Origin of the sequence: Acinetobacter celticus, assembly GCF_001707755.1 — a bacterium.
Taxonomy (GTDB): Bacteria; Pseudomonadota; Gammaproteobacteria; order Pseudomonadales; family Moraxellaceae; genus Acinetobacter; species Acinetobacter celticus.
The window spans coordinates 38,565-55,988 of record NZ_MBDL01000013.1; the positions used below are offsets into that span (position 1 = coordinate 38,565).

Sequence of the window (17,424 nt, forward strand, 5' to 3'; positions counted from 1 at the left end):
ATGTTATGCATTTCATTTAAGCCTGTTTTTTCTTATTTAACATAGTCTCATTATTTTGAATAAAAATAGGCTTTACCTGTTGTGCATGTAATTCTTCGCTACATTCTGAACAAACTAAAATAGGCTGAAATATTTTTTCACACGTTTTGTGAATGTATTGTACTGGCGCACCTTGCCCTTCATCCATCCATTTATCTGCCCATTTCGACATTGACAGTAAAATTGGATATAGCTCTAGCCCTTTTTCGGTTAAGCGATATTCAAAGCGTTCTTGACGGTCAAAATATGCGACTTTGATTAAAATACCATGTTCAACCAAACGCTTTAATCGATCAGATAATACATGACGTGTCACACCTAGGTTTTGCTGAAAATCATCAAAACGGCGCATACCAGTAAAAGCATTACGCAAAATCAGCATTGTCCAACGATCACCCAAAACCGATAACGTTCGCGCAATTGAACATGGCTGACTACCAATATCGTCCCATTTCATCCTAATCGACCACCAATAAATTTATAGCTTCAAATTAATCGAATATACGCTGTTTTGCAAAGTCCATAACGTATAAATTCTTAAAATCAAATTTCAGCTCAATGCTGTTAAATACTTTCAAGTCATGCTTAAAGGCCAATTTAGATTTAAATTTTCTAAAAGGCTAACAGTATATTTTTGTTTATCCAACCGATCTTCAAGTTTTTGAGCAACAATGCAATTTCAACATTGGTTTCGACCATTTTAACAATAAAGCTCTACTGGCTACTTTTGCACACAGTCCTAGGTTAAAGATTAAATAATAGCGCAGGACTCTTGCCTCAACTCAATTATAGAGCTAAACAATTGATTAAACTAATTTTATGAATTTAAATTAGGATAAATGATGTATTTTTTTCATTTTAATCATTAAAATATGCTTAGGCTATTTATATTGAAGATAGAAGCTGATGAAGCACTATTTCCAACATAAATAATCAAAATATCCTATAGATTTACGGCGTATTCAGTTTTGTCTATTTATATCATCATGTTTTTTGAGTTTTAAATAAATAATCGCCTGAACAATAGTTTCGCCCTTGATTGATGTAATTTGTAATTGCCCGCCCATTCTTTCGACACGTGTTTTCATACTACGCATGCCAATACTCATCCCATTTTGAGTCATACAGGCCACATTAAACCCTAACCCATTATCTTCTATCTGTAGCTCTAATTTATGCTGATCAATAAAACCTAATGTTACGCGTACTTGCGTTGCCTGACTGTGCTTAATAATATTGGTCAAACTTTCTTCCAATACTCGACTTAAATTCAGACATTGCAAAGCCGTTGGCTCAGCCTCCCATTGTTTGGCTAAATTCCACGTAGCTTGAATATCCATTTCATCCATTAACTGGCTAAAACGATGACGAATAGGTGCCAACCAAATTATAGGGGTTTCTGGAATTTTATTATCTGTCTCTGAACCACTATCAATAATTTGCCTTAAATCATCACGAAGTAATTTAAGCATCGATAAAAATTGCTGATTTGGAATATTTGTCGCACATTGATCAACTAAAATCATAGAACGGACTATCGAAGATCCCAAACCGTCATGCAAATCGTGTGCTAACTTAATACGTTCTTGTAAGCGCGCATTCGTTAATGCAAGACGATGTTTATCGTTCAAACTTGAGCTCAAATCTAAGCTGACTTGCTGTACTTTTGTCGAGAGTTCTTCGTTAAATTTTTCAATTTTTTGAAAGTTTTTATTTAAGCGAGAAGCTAAAAGTATCACAATAAACAACATAATAATGGGTGAAGAATACGGCGATAAAGGTGCAACTTCATGCCCTGTATTTGTAAAAAGTAAGTAAATATCAAACACAGAAAATATTAAAATGATGCTCATGCACACAGCTAAAAAAATAAAATCTAGGCGTTTGGTTTTAAAGGAAACAATACACAAGTAAACGTACACAACAAGCAATGTAACGCAATAAAACAGGAACACACTGCTAGATAATTTTGGCATTAAGTTTAATGGAACCATCCATAAACTTAAAATAAGAACAAATGCAATGATCAACATTACACATTCTGTTTTTGGCTTTTTCACATGAATAAAACGCAAAATATAGGTGCATAAACTTAAAATATAGAGCGCAAAAAAACTAATGTTAGCGCGAGCAGCAACTAAGGAACTTGAAAATGGGTAAGTTTCGGTACTGAGTGTATTCGCAATAAATAAAATCCAGAAAAAAGTACTGAGTGCAAACCAACCAAAACTACTTTCTGAACGGCGAAAAAGCCAAATAGATAAGCAAATTATGCCCAAGCAACCTGATAAAATAATATTAATTTGAAATAATGTTCGCGAATTCCAAAGTCGTTGCTGATTATGTATATCGGCCGTTTTAACATCACTAAATTTGAGTTTACCTATACCTGCGCTTTGCGCTGCATAACCATAAACATAAATCAGAATTTCATTATTGTCTTGTTTTAGGCCCGAAATAGGCAATACCCAATATCTAGGCATATTCCAACTTTTAGACAGCGGTTCTGTTAAGTGTTGATCACGCCATAACAAATCACCATTTAAAAAAACTGCACCCGCTGAATTAATATAGTTGAGAGATAACGCAATAGGTTCAGCCAATCTGGCATTGTCATTACATTGCCATCCCCACTTTAACCTATACCATGCACCACCTGAATAGTTAGGCCATGTTAAGCCCCAACGGTCAGGTAATGTCTTAACTGGCTCCCAGCCCATTTGTGGCAATTCTAAATTGGAAGCAGTTTTGGCCTTAGATAGTTCGTCCAGTTTGACCTGACATTGGTCATTAATTTCATATACATTAGCAACAAATGCATTGCTGTATGTACCGATTAAACAGCACACGATTAGCCATACAAATGCCCATTTCTGCATTATAAAATTCCCAATGACCTTGCTGTGCTTACGGCTTTTGTGCGTTTAGTCACGGACAGTTTTCGGTAAATGTGTTTAATGTGGCTTTCTACGGTATAACGTGAAACAAATAGCTGTTCAGCAATTTCACGATTGCTCAACCCTTGTGCAACAAGATTAAGAATTTCTTTTTCACGAAACGTTAACAGCCCTCGATCTGCTTCAGAAGCTATTTGTGGCTCAATAATACTGATACTTTCTGATACAGCAATTTGCTTTAATATTTCACGCGCAATAAAAGGATCTATCGGTGCTCCGCCACGCAAAATACTGCGAATAGACAATAAGACTTCGGCATCATCACGCTCTTTGAGCACATACCCTGTAGCACCTGCCTTAATAGCAGCAAATAAGCTTTCTTGGGTGCTCCACGCCGATATTACTAAAATAAGGGTATTACTTTCTAATAAACTAATTTTTTCAATAATTTCAAGGCCATTTCCATCTGGTAAGCCTAAATCCACCAAAGCCAAAGAAATAGGCTGTTCTTCTATAAGTGCAAAAGCCTCTTTAACATTTTTTGCAAATAACAGAACATCATCGGTATATCCCAAATCAATTAAAATTTTTCGCAATCTTAACTGGATGATTTCTTCATCCTCAACAACTAAAACTGGGACTGGTAAAACGACTTCCAATACCATGTCCGTTCACTCCTTAAGTAAATTTTCTTAGCTTAATCAAATTCATATATACAGTATATCCCCAGAATTAAGTATATTTTTAGAATGTTGCACATCAAAAAGCTAAAATGCTGCTATTTCCATCTATTTATGACGTAGCCTTGAAAAAAACTGCGCTGAAAAAATTTCTCTTCACACAGGATTTTTTTATTTATTGCCCATATTGTTTCTTTAAATAATCGACAATTTTGGCGGATTCAAACATTTGGGTATTGGTATTTGGGTCAATAAAATAAGGAACCTGTATATTATCCCCCATTATTTTTAATACTTGTTCGCGTTTTCCACCCGTTAATGGTTGATATTTTCCAGGCTTTAATCTGAGTACCGCCAAACCCTGATCCTGCCAACGCTCTTTGGCAACATTATGAAATTTAAAGGGTAATTCTAATTCCGTCAGTAACGCGCGAACAATACGGGTGTATGGACTGGCTTCAAAACCCCATAATTCTAAAAGCTGTGCTGGCGCTTCGCGATTCAAAATTTGTTTATTTACCCAAACCCCACGTGCGCCATTAAGGATCGTACCAGCTAAAGCAACAACAGGTATTTTAGGATAATTCGCATATTTTTTTGGCGTTTTTCCAGTTTTACCATAATGCTTAAAAAGATGATGAATAATATCTTGTGACTCATACAACTGTGTTGCTGTATTTTCATCGACTAAAAAAGGAAATTGACGTCGACCCCCCAATTTTTTCATTTCTTGGCGATAACGTTGCCCACCTTTCGGGCATGGGTAAACTTCGTAATCTAAGTTTAATGTGGTCATGACTTCGCGTACACGTCGACAAAATGGAGAACCTTCAAACTCATACAGTTTTAAGGCTTTTTCAGGCTGTTTAGGATGAGATGTACCAGTTGTCCCTCGTCCACCTTCTGCAACGCCTGACAGTAGTGCCTGTGCCACTTTAACTTGATGATAAAGCATCTGAGAATCCTTTCTTGTTTTACTATTGGTATTTACTGATGTTGGGATTGATCAATTTAAAATTGCTCAATCCCTTATGATCGATTGGCTTATAAGTTTAGCAGTTGGCTAATTGTTCATTTGCAATGACAATGCCATTATTATCTGCATAAATATAATCGCCAGACTTAATATTTACGCCACCAAAACTCAATTGAATATCAGTTTCGCCCGCACCTTTACGGTTACTTTTTTGTGGAATAGCTGCAAGTGCATGTACCCCTAAATCCAGTGTAGCAATCGCGTCAACATCACGGATACAGCCATAAATGACCACCCCATTCCAATGGTTTTTTACAGCCGATTCTGCAATTAAGTCGCCCATTAAGGCACAGCGCATAGATGCACCACCATCTACAACTAAAACCTTACCTGTGCCTTCAGTTGCCAACAGTTCTTTTACCCGTGAGTTATCTTCAAAACATTTAACAGTAACGACTTGACCACCAAAGCTTTTGCGGGCGCCATAGCTTTTAAAAAATTTACCATCCATTAATGGCGTCACCACTTGCAATTTTTTTTCTGGATGATCATCAAGTAAATCACAAGTTACAAAAGGCACTGTAGACACGATTAAATCCTTCATTTGGTTTTTTGTATGCGTAAATTATCATAAATCTGAAATTTTTCAGTTTGTGTGCTCGCGACATCGACCATAGTATGAGCCACTTGCTCTGCTGTCACTGGCTTATATTTGAAACTATTCGGTACTAAATGCGAAAAGCGTTGATACAGCTTTTGTGTCGCATCTTCTAACATTCGCTGTTCTTTGCGTTGCCCTAAAAGCAATGACGGTCGAATAATCGAGGTTCGGTATAAAGATAAGCTTTTGACGTAGTATTCCAATTCACCTTTAACGCGGTTATAAAAAATAGGTGACTTGGGATTTGCGCCCAATGCACTCAGCAAAATAAAGTGTGTTTCCATATTTTCTAACAGTTCAGCAAAATGTGCATTAATTGCAAAATCTGTATTATAAAAATTTTCTTTGGAACCTGCTTGCTTCATGGTCGTGCCTAAGCAACTAAACGCATGAGTATATTCACTCACATCTTGTTCGTTTAACAATAGAAAATCGTCTAACTCAAATTGTTGTACTTTTTCCAAATGATTGAGTTCTTCGTCTCGCTTACGAACAACAGCGGTAATGTTTGCACACTTTTCATTCTGACTAAGCTGGCGAATGAGCGTTCTGCCAACCAATCCAGTGGCACCAATCACAATTACATTCTCTATAGATTTAATCATTTTTTGTACGATCCCCTTGCTATCAGACTAATCTAACGTTTTCTTTCAAGTTTTTCTGCATCTAAAATGTTGTCAAAGCATGTCAAGACTTGACTTCCATGCATATTTTAATCAGAATATGGCACTTGTTTACGGGCTGGGTATAGATCATCGGATGTTGGTTTTCAGTTGATTTGCAGCCCGCCCAGACCAATCTATTTCAAGGAGTGCACGAGTGGCAAACTCTGCTCAAGCTAAAAAACGTGCTCGTCAAAACGTTCAAGCACGCAAACACAACGCTAGCTTACGTTCAATGGTTCGTACATACATCAAACGCACACTAGCTGCTATTGCTGCTGGTGACCATGCAGTTGCTACTGAAGCTTATAAAACAGCTGTTCCAGTAATCGACCGTATGGCTGACAAAGGCATTATTCATAAAAACAAAGCTGCTCGTCATAAGAGCCGCTTGAACGCACAAGTTAAAGCTTTAGCTAACTAATTTGTTGCAATAAAAAAAGTCCTTTTTAGGGCTTTTTTTATTGCTGTTTTTTTCAGTTATTTCAATAAAAATATTCAAAATTTAATGTTACGCTAAAAAACCACCATCTATTTAACCTTAAAAAAGCCGTATAACATTGATTAATAAAAAACCCTCAAATTAAAACTTGAGGGTTTTTTAAATTCAGACACTGCCCACAAATTGTGACATGGACTTTTGATAATTTAAGTACAGCCCTATGAACCTTTGCTCTCGCGCTATGCTTCGCTTTACAATCATTGTATTTAGCAATACTGCTTTTAATCAATAGGGATATTTAGAGACTGAACCAGTTACAGGAATTGTCATCCAAACCCCCTCGTTTAAATAGTTCGATCTATTTAAAGGTTGCGCATAGAAATTCAATGGTGCTTCATCTAGATTCAGCATGCCAACAGATGCACGTGCAATATCGGTTAAAGGCAAACCATAAAGCTTGAACATCTCTTTTAAGTCATAACCCATAATTTTTGAACTAAGCACATATATCATATCAGGTCGACTCAAGTCATTCGCCGTAAATGCACCCAAGCCAAGTTTATTCTTATCTACTTCAGAAGCTTTACTCAAGTCTATTTTCTTATAAAGTCGCTCTGAAATATTTAATAAGCGCATAAATTCAAAGACACCTTGCGAATCAGGTTGTGATTTACCTTGATGTAACTTGGTATAGTTATAAGCGAGCTGCATGTGGAATGCTTGTTTCGCATTATCATCACCTTGCCAAAGACGTTTTTCCATGTCTAAACGCAATGCTTCTCCACTTAAGTTCGTATTACGATTATCTAAAATATTGCTATATAAACGTGGATGATTGAAATTATTACCATTGTTATCCAGAGCATAAATTTCATTTTTACGCAGCATACTCAAGCCTGCCAAAATATTGTTATTACATTCGGTACCGCAACCAATGGTGCTTTTATTATTCTCAGTAGATGGAAAAGTCATGGTCAGTACACCCTGAACAGTATTATGTCCAAGTTCATGTACCCAACCCCAGCCTATATCCAGACCCGTTGCTCCATCTGATGGATTACCTGAGCAAAGGAAGCCACAAGTGGCAATCCAACCAATAAAATGCTGAACATTCGGTGCGCGGTGAATAGTACTGGTACAGTCCCAACCTAAAGTATTACAGTATTGCTGAGTGCTGTTATCTAAGGGCATATTGTTATAACCATTGGCAATATGGTTACTGTCGAAAATAATGGTCTTAATTTTGTTAATGTAATCACGTGGTGCAGTGTTGCCAATCGCCTGGAGTGCGTAAGGCGTGATTTGCTGAATTTCACCGCCTACAAATTTAAAGGTATTCCATCCAAAGGTTCTACTTTGCAAACTTGCGCTGGCTGCATCAATATCTGCATCAGTAATTGGCTGAGTAAAATCAAAATGTGCATATTTTGCACTGCCTTTGATTTTTAAAGTAATGGTGCTACCCGCTGTCGCATTGTTGTAATTCAGCATAAGTGGCCCACCAAATGGGCTGATAAATGCATTAGCAACTTGATTATTCAGCTTTACACTATAACTGTTCGGACGCATTGGGCGTTGATAGCCACCATCACCAAATGGATTGCCCCAAGTACGAATATGACTGGTTTGCACAGCAAGATTTGCACCTTGAGCATCCACAATCTGTATCTCCACTGCTTTAGCAGGAATACTGGCACGACCAATCGCTGTTACTCCGCCGCTTTGCGGAATTGTCACGGTAATAGTTTCCCAATTACTGCTAACTGGCATATTTTGTGCTGTTGCTGGCATATAGTCACCAGCACCTTGTACAGCAGCCGTGGTTTGACTACGTTTGTAATCTAACCAAGCATCTGAAGCATAGGTTTGTATAAAAGTCAGTGGATCACCGTTTTTATTTAAACCTGTATAGTTCACAGCTGGACGCCACAAATCGGCAATCAACACCAATGCTTTTAAAATACTATTTCTATTTTCTGCACTAAATGCCGACAAGCCCTGACCATTCAATCTCTGCAATGCGCTTGAATGCGTAAGCATGCTTTGAATCATTGCATTGTTGGCGTTAAGCTCACCTACAGTGACAGATGTAGGAGCAATAAAGTATTGTAAGGTCTTAATGGTGCCATCAATCTGATTAATTCGCTCCCAACGTTGCTCAATATTCGCAGGATTGGACATCAGTAATGTACGTTCATCTCTGAACCAATTCATATCAGCTTGAACGCCTATAGCATTCAAAACTTTTTGAGTATTCGCTTGGATATCCCAATAAGACCCTTGGAAATAAATCGCTTTACCGGCTTTTAAATATTTGTCGATCAGCTCTTTTTCAAACTTCTCACCCTCAATACCTTGCCCCAAAACAATCAAATCAATATCTTTCCAACAGATATTTTCAGGATTTAGTACATTACATGCAGGGTAATTAACCGTTGTCGCTAATTGCTTTTCAAGATAGTTCTTAACATCAACATTCGATGTCCCCTTAACCACAACATTCAGCGTTTTATTTACCGCTTGATGCGCATCACCCGTAATCAGCCAGCGCAGACTATTATTCATCACTTCTGTAAACTGAGTAAAATTAGCATTATTATTTAAAATTGAGCTAAACATTTCCTGACCATAAGCCAGAACTCGCCCTTCACCAATTTTTGTTACAACGCCTAACCCGCAACCTTTACCTGATTGGATAGCAAATGAACCATCACAAACACTATCTCCCATCGCAAAAGGTATGCCTGTACTTAAATCAGTTGGATAAAGATTTAATGATGGATGCGCTGTAAATTGTAAAGATGTCTGTATAATTTTATGATTGGCATTGGAATATAAAGAACCTAGCAGGTTTTTTTGCCAATAATGCTGCTGTTCAGCAGTACTGAGCGCCCATTTTAGCAAGGATGTCTGATCCTGTAGCGTCAGGTTCACTGTGCTACCCGTGTTCAGTGCAGCACTGGTACGAGCATTGATGAAATCTCCAGGCTTTGTAGAAGGTGGTGCGACTTCCGTCCATGAATCATTGGTAGATTCCCCGCTCTCACCGCCTCCTCCACCACCGCAAGCAATTAATCCTATTGCTAATGATATCGTCAATAGCGCGTTTCTAAACACGAAAGCATGCTTAGTCATTATGATTTTCCCCTACAAAATAAAATAACGACATGAGGTGTAAAATATCGTTAATAATTGATAGCGATTATAAGGGTATAAAAAACTATATCGAATAAATTATTAACTTAACCTTTTGTTTTTTAACACTATTAAAATCACAAGAAATTAAATTATTGTGATGCATTTAGAACTATAAGATTATTTTGTAAATCGCTCCATTAGTAAGCTTAGGGTATTCTTACAGCAAAAATATCAATACGCCTCAGATCACAAAATAAAACCCCGCCAACATCTAGCATGCGACGGGGTTTTATGTACCTTAATACGTTTGGCAAGTTGAAGAATTAATTAATCAATTTTTCCACATTTACGGCATTCTTGTGTGTATCCACAATCAGGATCGTAATCAAATTCATAATCATGAATACAAAATAATTTACGAAGGAAATAGAGCATAGCTTTCTCCTTAATCTCAATTATGATGTATGAAAGGAATCTTACTTAGACGAGCTATCTAACAGTCTCAGATAATTAATAGGGTTAATTCCACAATTTTAAAGGGATTGAATTTGCCTCTTTCACAGGGAAGCCACCCGACATAAAAAAGCCACTCAGAAATAGAGTGGCTTTATGGGTTCTTCTTAAACTTGGATTTATTTCACAAATCGGCCAACACAATACTTATAGTTTTCATAAATCATTAATTTTATTTTGTTTTTTCACCAAAAAAAACGTGAAAATTGATCTGTCTTTTTTAACATTAACCATAACTTGAATTACTCAAAGTCACGGCGGTCCTTTTCTTGGGGGTATTTTCCGATGTTGCAACCATTTATAATTTTTTATTATCCATTTCCGTATTCTTCTACGCTTAAAACCCAAGTGGGTTATCTAAAAGACCAACAGACAACCCTTTAACTAGTGCATGTAGCGAAGTGTATTGCACAAAATAGACAGCCATTTAAAGGCTCTAATCAATTAATACCATTGGCTCTTCATCTCCAAATATATGATTGTAAGTCGTGATAATTTGGTGGGTTAACTCTTCATTATTGGGCACCACAAACCAATATGGATTTTCTTGCTCAATCACCAGTAGTGCCAAATCATAAGGCTCTACAAATAATTTAATATTGTTAAAAATAACGTTAAAGATCAACTCAGAATCATAAGCATATACCGCTTGTGGGTCTGGATGATCATCTTCATACATTTCATCAAAGACGCCCATTTCATTTTCAATCTGATTTCTAAGTTCATCTAAATCAATATTAAGTTGTTGTAAACGATGACATTCATCAATCCCACTCTGACGAAAATCCATCATATTTAATTGTTGTAGATTCGAATAAAACTGATTCATCCATGTCTTAAAACTTTCAAAGTTATCTTGTTCATCTGGCAAAGGTGCCTCTTTCAGCTCAGGAAAAGCGATGGTGAGTGCTTCATACAAGGTCTTGTGCATAGTGATACTCCTAATAAGTATCTCCATTTTATAAGCTTTTGTTAAATATAATTTTGTAAGCCACGTAGCTGGAGTACTCATAAACCGATAAAATATCCAAATATTAGCTTAGATGAATCAATGCGCATTTTATAGCCAACATTCGTTAATAAATATGACATAAATATAAGGAATTACTTCTATGGCTCAGTTTGCAGTCATTGGTCTAGGAAGTTTTGGTGCAACTGTTGCCACGGAACTGATTGGACTCAACCATGATGTGATTGGCATCGATAGCAACAAAAAGTATGTAGAAAATATTTCAGATCAACTAACCCATGCGGTCATTGCAGATGCGACCGATGAACATGTATTGAATGAATTAAATATTCAAAACTGTGATGCCGTCGTGGTTGCCATTGGTGAAGACATTGAAGCCAGTATTCTGTGTGTGCTACATCTTAAAAATTTAGGCATTGAAAAAATTTGGGTAAAGGCAAAATCAAAAGCTCATCATATGATTTTGACTCATTTAGGGGTGAATAAAATTATCCATCCTGAAGAAGATATGGGTGTACGTATTGCCCAATCTCTAAGCTATCCGATGGTCAGTCGTTATATGGCCTTGGAAGATAATCATTATATGGTCAAAGTAGAATTGAAAGAGGCACAACAAGGTTTGCGTTTTCATCAACTCATGGATCATGCAACAGACATTAAAACCTTGCTACATAAACGTGGCCCAGATATTTTATTTAATATAGACCCAAATATGGTTTTACAAAAAGGTGATGTTTTAGTTGTTGAAGGCCTTTTAGAACCCTTACGCAGACTGTCTAAACAATTTAAAACCATATGAAAAAACTGCACAATAAAAAACATGGCACCATTAACCTTAGCCCGCCTAGTCTACTTGCACTGGGCTTTCTTGCACTAATTATTTTAGGGACTTTACTGCTTAAACTCCCCTTTGCACATCATGGTGATTTGTCGTGGTTACATGCGGCCTTTACCGCCAGCTCTGCCGTGACCATCACGGGTTTATCGGTTGTCAATATCGGAGAAGCTTATACCGTCTTTGGTAAAATCGTCATTATGTTTTTGTTGCAGTGTGGTGGTTTAGGCTTCATGACTTTTGCAATTTTGGCCGTCATGAGTTTATCGCCCAAACTTGGTTTAAAACAGCAAATTATGGCGCAGGACACTATTGGCGAAACCAGTCTTAAAAAAGTCACATTCACCATTAAAAGTGTTTTTTTATATTCATTATTTTTTGAAGCCGTCGGAACCGTTATTTTAACCATTGCGTGGATGCAAGATTACAACTTTGCTCAAGCCTTTTTTTACGCTGCCTTTTATAGCATTTCTGCATTTAATAATGGTGGCTTTTCACTATTTCCAAATAGCTTAATGAGCTTTGCTGATCAATACATTATTACTTTTACTATCAGTGTGTTGTACATCATTGGCGGTATTGGGTTTTTGGTATTAATGGACATTAAACGCAATAAAGTTTGGAAAAAACTCAGTCCGAATAGCAAATTAATTCTATCGACCATTGCAGGCTTAAATATTTTCGCTTTTGTTGTCATTTGGTGTTTAGAAGCCAGTAACCCACTGACCTTATCAACAATGAGTCTGGGCGATCAAGCTGTAAACGCATGGTTCCATGCCACTGTCCCGCGCTCTTCTGGCTTTAATAGCTTACCCATGGAGCAACTTTCAGACGCATCTTCTTTAATTACCATGATGTTGATGTTTATTGGTGGAGGTTCTCTGAGTACTGCAGGTGGCATCAAAGTCGGTACATTTATTATTGTGGTTCTCAGCGTGATCAGCTTTTTACGCCGTGAAGATGAAGTCCGAGTTTTCAATCACTCCGTTCCACAAAAAGCCACCCTTAAAGCCTTAGCAGTTATCTTTATCACGGCCACACTTATTTTTATTGGCTTTTTTAGCCTGCTATTGATTGAACCCGATCAGCGCTTTCAAGATTTATTATTTGAAGCCGTCTCTGCTGCCTGTACCGTTGGACTTTCTAAAGGAATTACCAGTGAATTACAACCGGCCAGTTTAGTCATTTTAATGCTACTAATGTTTGCCGGCCGTTTAGGCCCTCTTACTTTGGCTTACTTAATTGCAACTCCTAAAAAGAGTCGTTTAAAACACCCTCCTTCAGAAATTCAAATTGGCTAATGAATGTAAATGCCATAAAAAAACCGCGCCCAAGCGCGGTTTTTTTATGATTCAAATGACAAGAACAACATCATTAGAACCAATTCATTAAAGATACACCCAATCCAACATAGGTTGCGCGGTGGTTATAATCAATTAAGCTTTCGCCATAGCCATCAAATAATTGAAATTGACCACGTAACTTCCCACTGATTGGAAAAGTCCAGTCAAACTGTACTGCACCATGTGAATCTTCTCCGCCTTTAAGCGAATGGCGTAGCATTAAGCTAAAATCATTCTCTTTATAACGATAGAAAGCGGTTAAATCACCACGGCCAACGTAATTTTTAATGTCTGGGTTATTGTCGTCTTCTGCACTTTCTTCAATGCGATACCACGGGCGAAGCATTAACGCAAAATTATCACGTTCGAAGCCTAAGTTCAAAATCACACGGTTCCAACTACGTGACAATGGATCAGAACGCCCATTCGACTGATGATTTAATGTCACCCCAAGCATCCGCCAATTTAGGCCCAATACTTCATAATTGGTACGAAAAACCAAGCTGGCTTCTGGTTCGTAATTGGTCTCACGAAATGGTCGCGACTCCTCTGCGTTATAAACTTGCCAACGTGAAGACTGCGTATAACCCATCCACACATCACCATTATTACCAAATAAGTTTTCAACCGCTTTGGTTTTTAAAGACAATTGAAACTTTGCTTCCATCGATTTCAGCTTCTGCTCTTCATCTGGCTGTACCGTATTCACAGGATTTGGGCTAAATGGACGTTCATTTTTATCCGAAGTCCAATAACCAGGCATCAAATAAACAGGCTGATAACTACGAATGTTCCATGTGCCTAATTTACTTTCAGGTGAAAGCTCCCAACGACTATCTAACATCGACAAATTGGGACTTAGCTGCGGTGCTTCAACGGCAAATAAGCGTTCTGAAAAAGCATGACTGACTTTTTCCTTTAAGCTTAATTTTTCAGTGATTTCGGGTTTTAATTCCTGCGCAGCTAAACGCTCAGAAACCAATACAGGTTTAACCTCAGCAGGTATTTTATAGAGTGCATCATAACAAGCCAATCTGTCTGCATTCGACGCCAACGCCACGCATGCCTCAGGTGTCGCAGGTTTAATAGCCGGAGCGTTGTTCTGCGCGGATGCGTTTACCGTTGCCATTGCGCTGAGCAAAATACCCAACTGCAATGTCTTACGCTCAGAATAAATGAACGTCATAATGCCCCCTATATTTTTAATTGACTTGTTTAATTTCAAAACCAAGTTCAGCCAATATTTCACGTTTCGCAACAGGTGCTACAACGGCTTTCACTGGTTTTTGATCCAGTAAATAAGTTTTAGCAACACGTTTTAAATCGTCCAAAGTCACAGCCAACAAGCGTTCACGCAAAACCTTTCTAAACGCAGGTGTACGTTTATGCAATAAAGAATAACACGCTGTTATTGCTTCGCCTGCAGGTGAACCAGGTTTATCCATACCTGCAATTAAACCCAAAATAGCTTCTTCAAGCTGATGGTCTTTTTGCTCTGCATTAAACAACCATTGCACACTGGCTTCAAAGTCTTTAAACGTTTCAGCTAAGCGTGGGTCACGGTAACTATAGAAACGGAATGAACAGGCGTTGCCGTCATAACTTGCCCCGCCACCATATGCACCACCTTTCTCACGAATGGCACTATGTAAAAATCCATTACGCAAATACGCAGCCAAAATCATTAAAGAAGCAGCGTCAGGGTGAGAAACATCGACCGCAGGATATGCCGTCGCGCAGAATTGTACATTGGCTTGAATTAACCAAGCTTCATCTGTATGGCTATGTTCAGGAGTCACTTGAATGAGGTCACGTTGAATATCCTCAATCGCCACTTTATCCCAAACTGTTTGCACTTCTTCAACCAAACGTTCAGATTGTTGTTCTTCGCAGACCAACAAGAACTGTTTTGGCGCTTTGAGCAATTGATTATGAATGAGTTTTAGCTCATCGATAAGCTTGTTGTATTCAGCTTCATCATTTTCAATTTTTGTCGTTAAATCAATTAACCAATTCAGTGCACCAAGCCCAGTATTGTCGTAGTCACGTTGTGCTAATGCACTATGATTACGGCTGGCAATTTGCATCGCATAGCTATGTCCAGCCCCCGAAACACGTGACTGCCAACGCGTCTTACGTTGTTGAAGCAACTCAATAATACGGTCTTTCTCATCAAAACGTAGTTGCTCAAAAGCCAGCTTTAACAACTCAATCGCTTTGAAATTATTCACTAAAGACTTAGTCGTTAAGGTCATCCACGCACTGATTTGGTCTTTATCATCAACTTTAGAGCGTAATGAAGCGCCCATACCCAAACCACCACTCACTGCTGTTTGCAGTTGTTGCAGTTCAAGATAGTCGTACTCACCTGCGCCGACTTCACCTAGCAAAATAGACAACAAATTGAAGTAAGGTGATTTGACAATTTCATTCGGTATTTGAATCAATACTTGTTGGTAATAAATACCATTCGTACCTGCATGATACAAATTCAGTGGCATATCCATATTATTGGAAATAATTTCACGCAACTGACCTTGCACAATGTGTAATTCTGCAGGCACATCTTCCAAACCGACTTTTGGCAATAAATCCAAATCATCTGGAGTATCTTGACGAATATTCAGTGCTTCAGTCTGCGCAATAATTTCAGCTTTTTCTGCTTCAGTCAGTTTTGCACCAATTTCAGCCAGACGAGCCTTTTCAGCTTCAGCTTCTTTTGCAGATTTCTGTGCATCTGGAATTAAAGTCATTTGCACACGATGCGGATTATCAATCAAATGTGTTTTGATTAAATTAGATAACCACATTGGGTCTTTCAATTCTTCTTTCACTTGCTCAATAGCAGTGTCTACATCCCACACATGAATTGGGTCTGAATGATGAATTGCACTCCCTAGACCATTCAAAATGAGGCTAAGGCCATAAGGCGTGCCATCACCATTAATTTCACGTTGATGCAATTCAATTTGATGCAAAATTGCATCAACCATGGCGGTATCAACTGGTTTAGAAGCCACATCTTCTAAAATATTAAATACACCATTTTTAAACTCTTCAGCATGCTCTGGATTAGAGCCTTGCACGCCACAAAAGAACGTCATTTCAAAATTCGAGTCATCCACCCCTAAAATTGGGCCTGTAGACTGTGCATAACCACAGGTTTCTAAATAATGACGCAATGGTGAAGATGAATCTTCAAGTAAAATACCTTCCGCTAAACGCATCCCTAAACGCAATTTCACATCGCTGGCTTCTGGTAGCAACCAAGAAATAATATGATAGGTTTTATCTTTTAAATCTTCTGCATCTACAGCATAGGTTTCAGTCACAACAACGGGCTGAGTCAGGCGACGTTCAGGTTTTGAATACAGTGTTTCACCACGGCTAAACTTAGACAACGCTAAAGTTTCAAACTGTTCCTGCAATTTATACGCAGGTTCATTACCAAAGGTCATGAATACAGCATTACTTGGGTGATAATGTGACTTATAGAAATGAACCAACTCTTCATATGTTAAGTCAGGAATATCTTTCGGGTCGCCACCAGAATTATAATGATAAGTGGTTTCTGGGAATAAATGATGCGCCAATTGGTGATACAACTGATCTGAAGGCGAGCTCATTGCCCCCTTCATTTCATTAAAGACCACACCTTTATATACAGGTTCGCCATTTTCTAATTCAATACGAATGCCTTCTTGGGCAAAATCTAATGGATTTAAATTGGCAGAAAAAGCTGCATCTAAATACACTTCCAATAAATTTTGAAAGTCTTTTTTGTTCTGCGTTGCAAATGGATACGCCGTCCAGTCTGCAGCAGTAAATGCGTTCATAAAAGTATTTAATGAACGACGAATCATTAAAAAGAATGGGTCACGCACAGGGAATTTTTCAGAACCACACAAAGCAGTATGTTCTAAAATATGCGCTTCGCCTTTTGAATCCATGGGTTGTGTACGGAATGCAACCAAAAAGACATTTTCATCATGTTCAGATGCCAAATGATAATGCACAGCGCCTGTGACTTTATGTTTATATTCAGACACTGCAATGTCTAAGGCTTCAACATGGTGTTGACGTACCAACTGAAACGCGGGATGAACAGTTTGTGAAATGGTTTCAGTGACATCTACAGTCATGTGATCTCCTAAATTAAAGCATTTTAAAGTGACTTGAGTATACCTTAAAACCCATTTAGGATGAACACAATAACAATTTCCGAGTAAATCAGTCGACTTTTAAATACCGCCAAAGAAGAATGAAAA

At 37.9% G+C, this 17,424-nt stretch carries 13 protein-coding genes; 3 read left to right on the forward strand and 10 right to left on the reverse strand.

Annotation, left to right across the window (positions count from 1 at the left end; genetic code table 11):
- Positions 1-16: 16 nt before the first annotated feature.
- The 6 genes from BBP83_RS13615 to BBP83_RS13640 form a co-directional block, all read right to left on the reverse strand.
- Positions 17-496 (reverse strand): winged helix-turn-helix transcriptional regulator, encoded by a 480-nt coding sequence (locus BBP83_RS13615; protein ID WP_068889469.1) that lies wholly within the window; start codon positions 494-496, stop codon positions 17-19.
- A 505-nt stretch (positions 497-1,001) separates the two neighbouring features.
- Positions 1,002-2,918 (reverse strand): sensor histidine kinase, encoded by a 1,917-nt coding sequence (locus tag BBP83_RS13620; RefSeq protein ID WP_068889471.1) that lies wholly within the window; start codon positions 2,916-2,918, stop codon positions 1,002-1,004.
- On the reverse strand, positions 2,918-3,601 hold the full coding sequence (locus BBP83_RS13625; RefSeq protein WP_068889473.1) for a response regulator: 684 nt from the start codon (positions 3,599-3,601) through the stop codon (positions 2,918-2,920). The genes BBP83_RS13620 and BBP83_RS13625 overlap by 1 nt, the downstream gene beginning before the upstream one ends.
- Positions 3,602-3,791: 190 nt before the next feature.
- Entirely contained in the window at positions 3,792-4,571 is a 780-nt protein-coding gene (locus tag BBP83_RS13630) for a glutathione S-transferase N-terminal domain-containing protein (RefSeq protein ID WP_068889475.1), read from the reverse strand.
- Between the two features lie 97 nt (positions 4,572-4,668).
- Entirely contained in the window at positions 4,669-5,181 is a 513-nt protein-coding gene (gene rraA / locus BBP83_RS13635; RefSeq protein ID WP_068889477.1) for a ribonuclease E activity regulator RraA, read from the reverse strand.
- An 11-nt stretch (positions 5,182-5,192) separates the two neighbouring features.
- Positions 5,193-5,858, reverse strand: a complete 666-nt coding sequence (locus BBP83_RS13640; protein ID WP_068889478.1) for an NAD(P)H-binding protein — start codon at positions 5,856-5,858, stop codon at positions 5,193-5,195.
- Between the two features lie 214 nt (positions 5,859-6,072).
- On the opposite strand from BBP83_RS13640, the gene rpsT reads away from it, so the two are divergent.
- Positions 6,073-6,339 carry a 30S ribosomal protein S20 gene (gene rpsT, locus BBP83_RS13645; RefSeq protein WP_068889480.1) on the forward strand — a complete coding sequence of 89 codons (267 nt, stop codon included), beginning with the start codon at positions 6,073-6,075 and terminating at the stop codon, positions 6,337-6,339.
- 303 nt (positions 6,340-6,642) lie between these two features.
- Here rpsT and BBP83_RS13650 read toward each other — a convergent pair whose 3' ends face one another.
- Entirely contained in the window at positions 6,643-9,492 is a 2,850-nt protein-coding gene (locus BBP83_RS13650; protein WP_068889482.1) for an ImpA family metalloprotease, read from the reverse strand.
- Between the two features lie 952 nt (positions 9,493-10,444).
- Entirely contained in the window at positions 10,445-10,939 is a 495-nt protein-coding gene (locus tag BBP83_RS13655) for a hypothetical protein (RefSeq protein WP_068889484.1), read from the reverse strand.
- Positions 10,940-11,120: 181 nt separating this feature from the next.
- On the opposite strand from BBP83_RS13655, the gene BBP83_RS13660 reads away from it, so the two are divergent.
- Positions 11,121-11,777, forward strand: a complete 657-nt coding sequence (locus BBP83_RS13660) for a potassium channel family protein (protein ID WP_068889486.1) — start codon at positions 11,121-11,123, stop codon at positions 11,775-11,777.
- Positions 11,774-13,114 (forward strand): TrkH family potassium uptake protein, encoded by a 1,341-nt coding sequence (locus BBP83_RS13665; RefSeq protein ID WP_068889488.1) that lies wholly within the window; start codon positions 11,774-11,776, stop codon positions 13,112-13,114. The genes BBP83_RS13660 and BBP83_RS13665 overlap by 4 nt, the downstream gene beginning before the upstream one ends.
- Positions 13,115-13,187: 73 nt before the next feature.
- On the opposite strand, the gene BBP83_RS13670 is transcribed toward BBP83_RS13665, so the two are convergent.
- Both BBP83_RS13670 and BBP83_RS13675 read right to left on the reverse strand, forming a co-directional pair.
- On the reverse strand, positions 13,188-14,342 hold the full coding sequence (locus BBP83_RS13670; protein ID WP_068889490.1) for a phospholipase A: 1,155 nt from the start codon (positions 14,340-14,342) through the stop codon (positions 13,188-13,190).
- A 16-nt stretch (positions 14,343-14,358) separates the two neighbouring features.
- Positions 14,359-17,298, reverse strand: a complete 2,940-nt coding sequence (locus BBP83_RS13675) for an insulinase family protein (protein WP_068889492.1) — start codon at positions 17,296-17,298, stop codon at positions 14,359-14,361.
- Positions 17,299-17,424 lie beyond the last annotated feature (126 nt).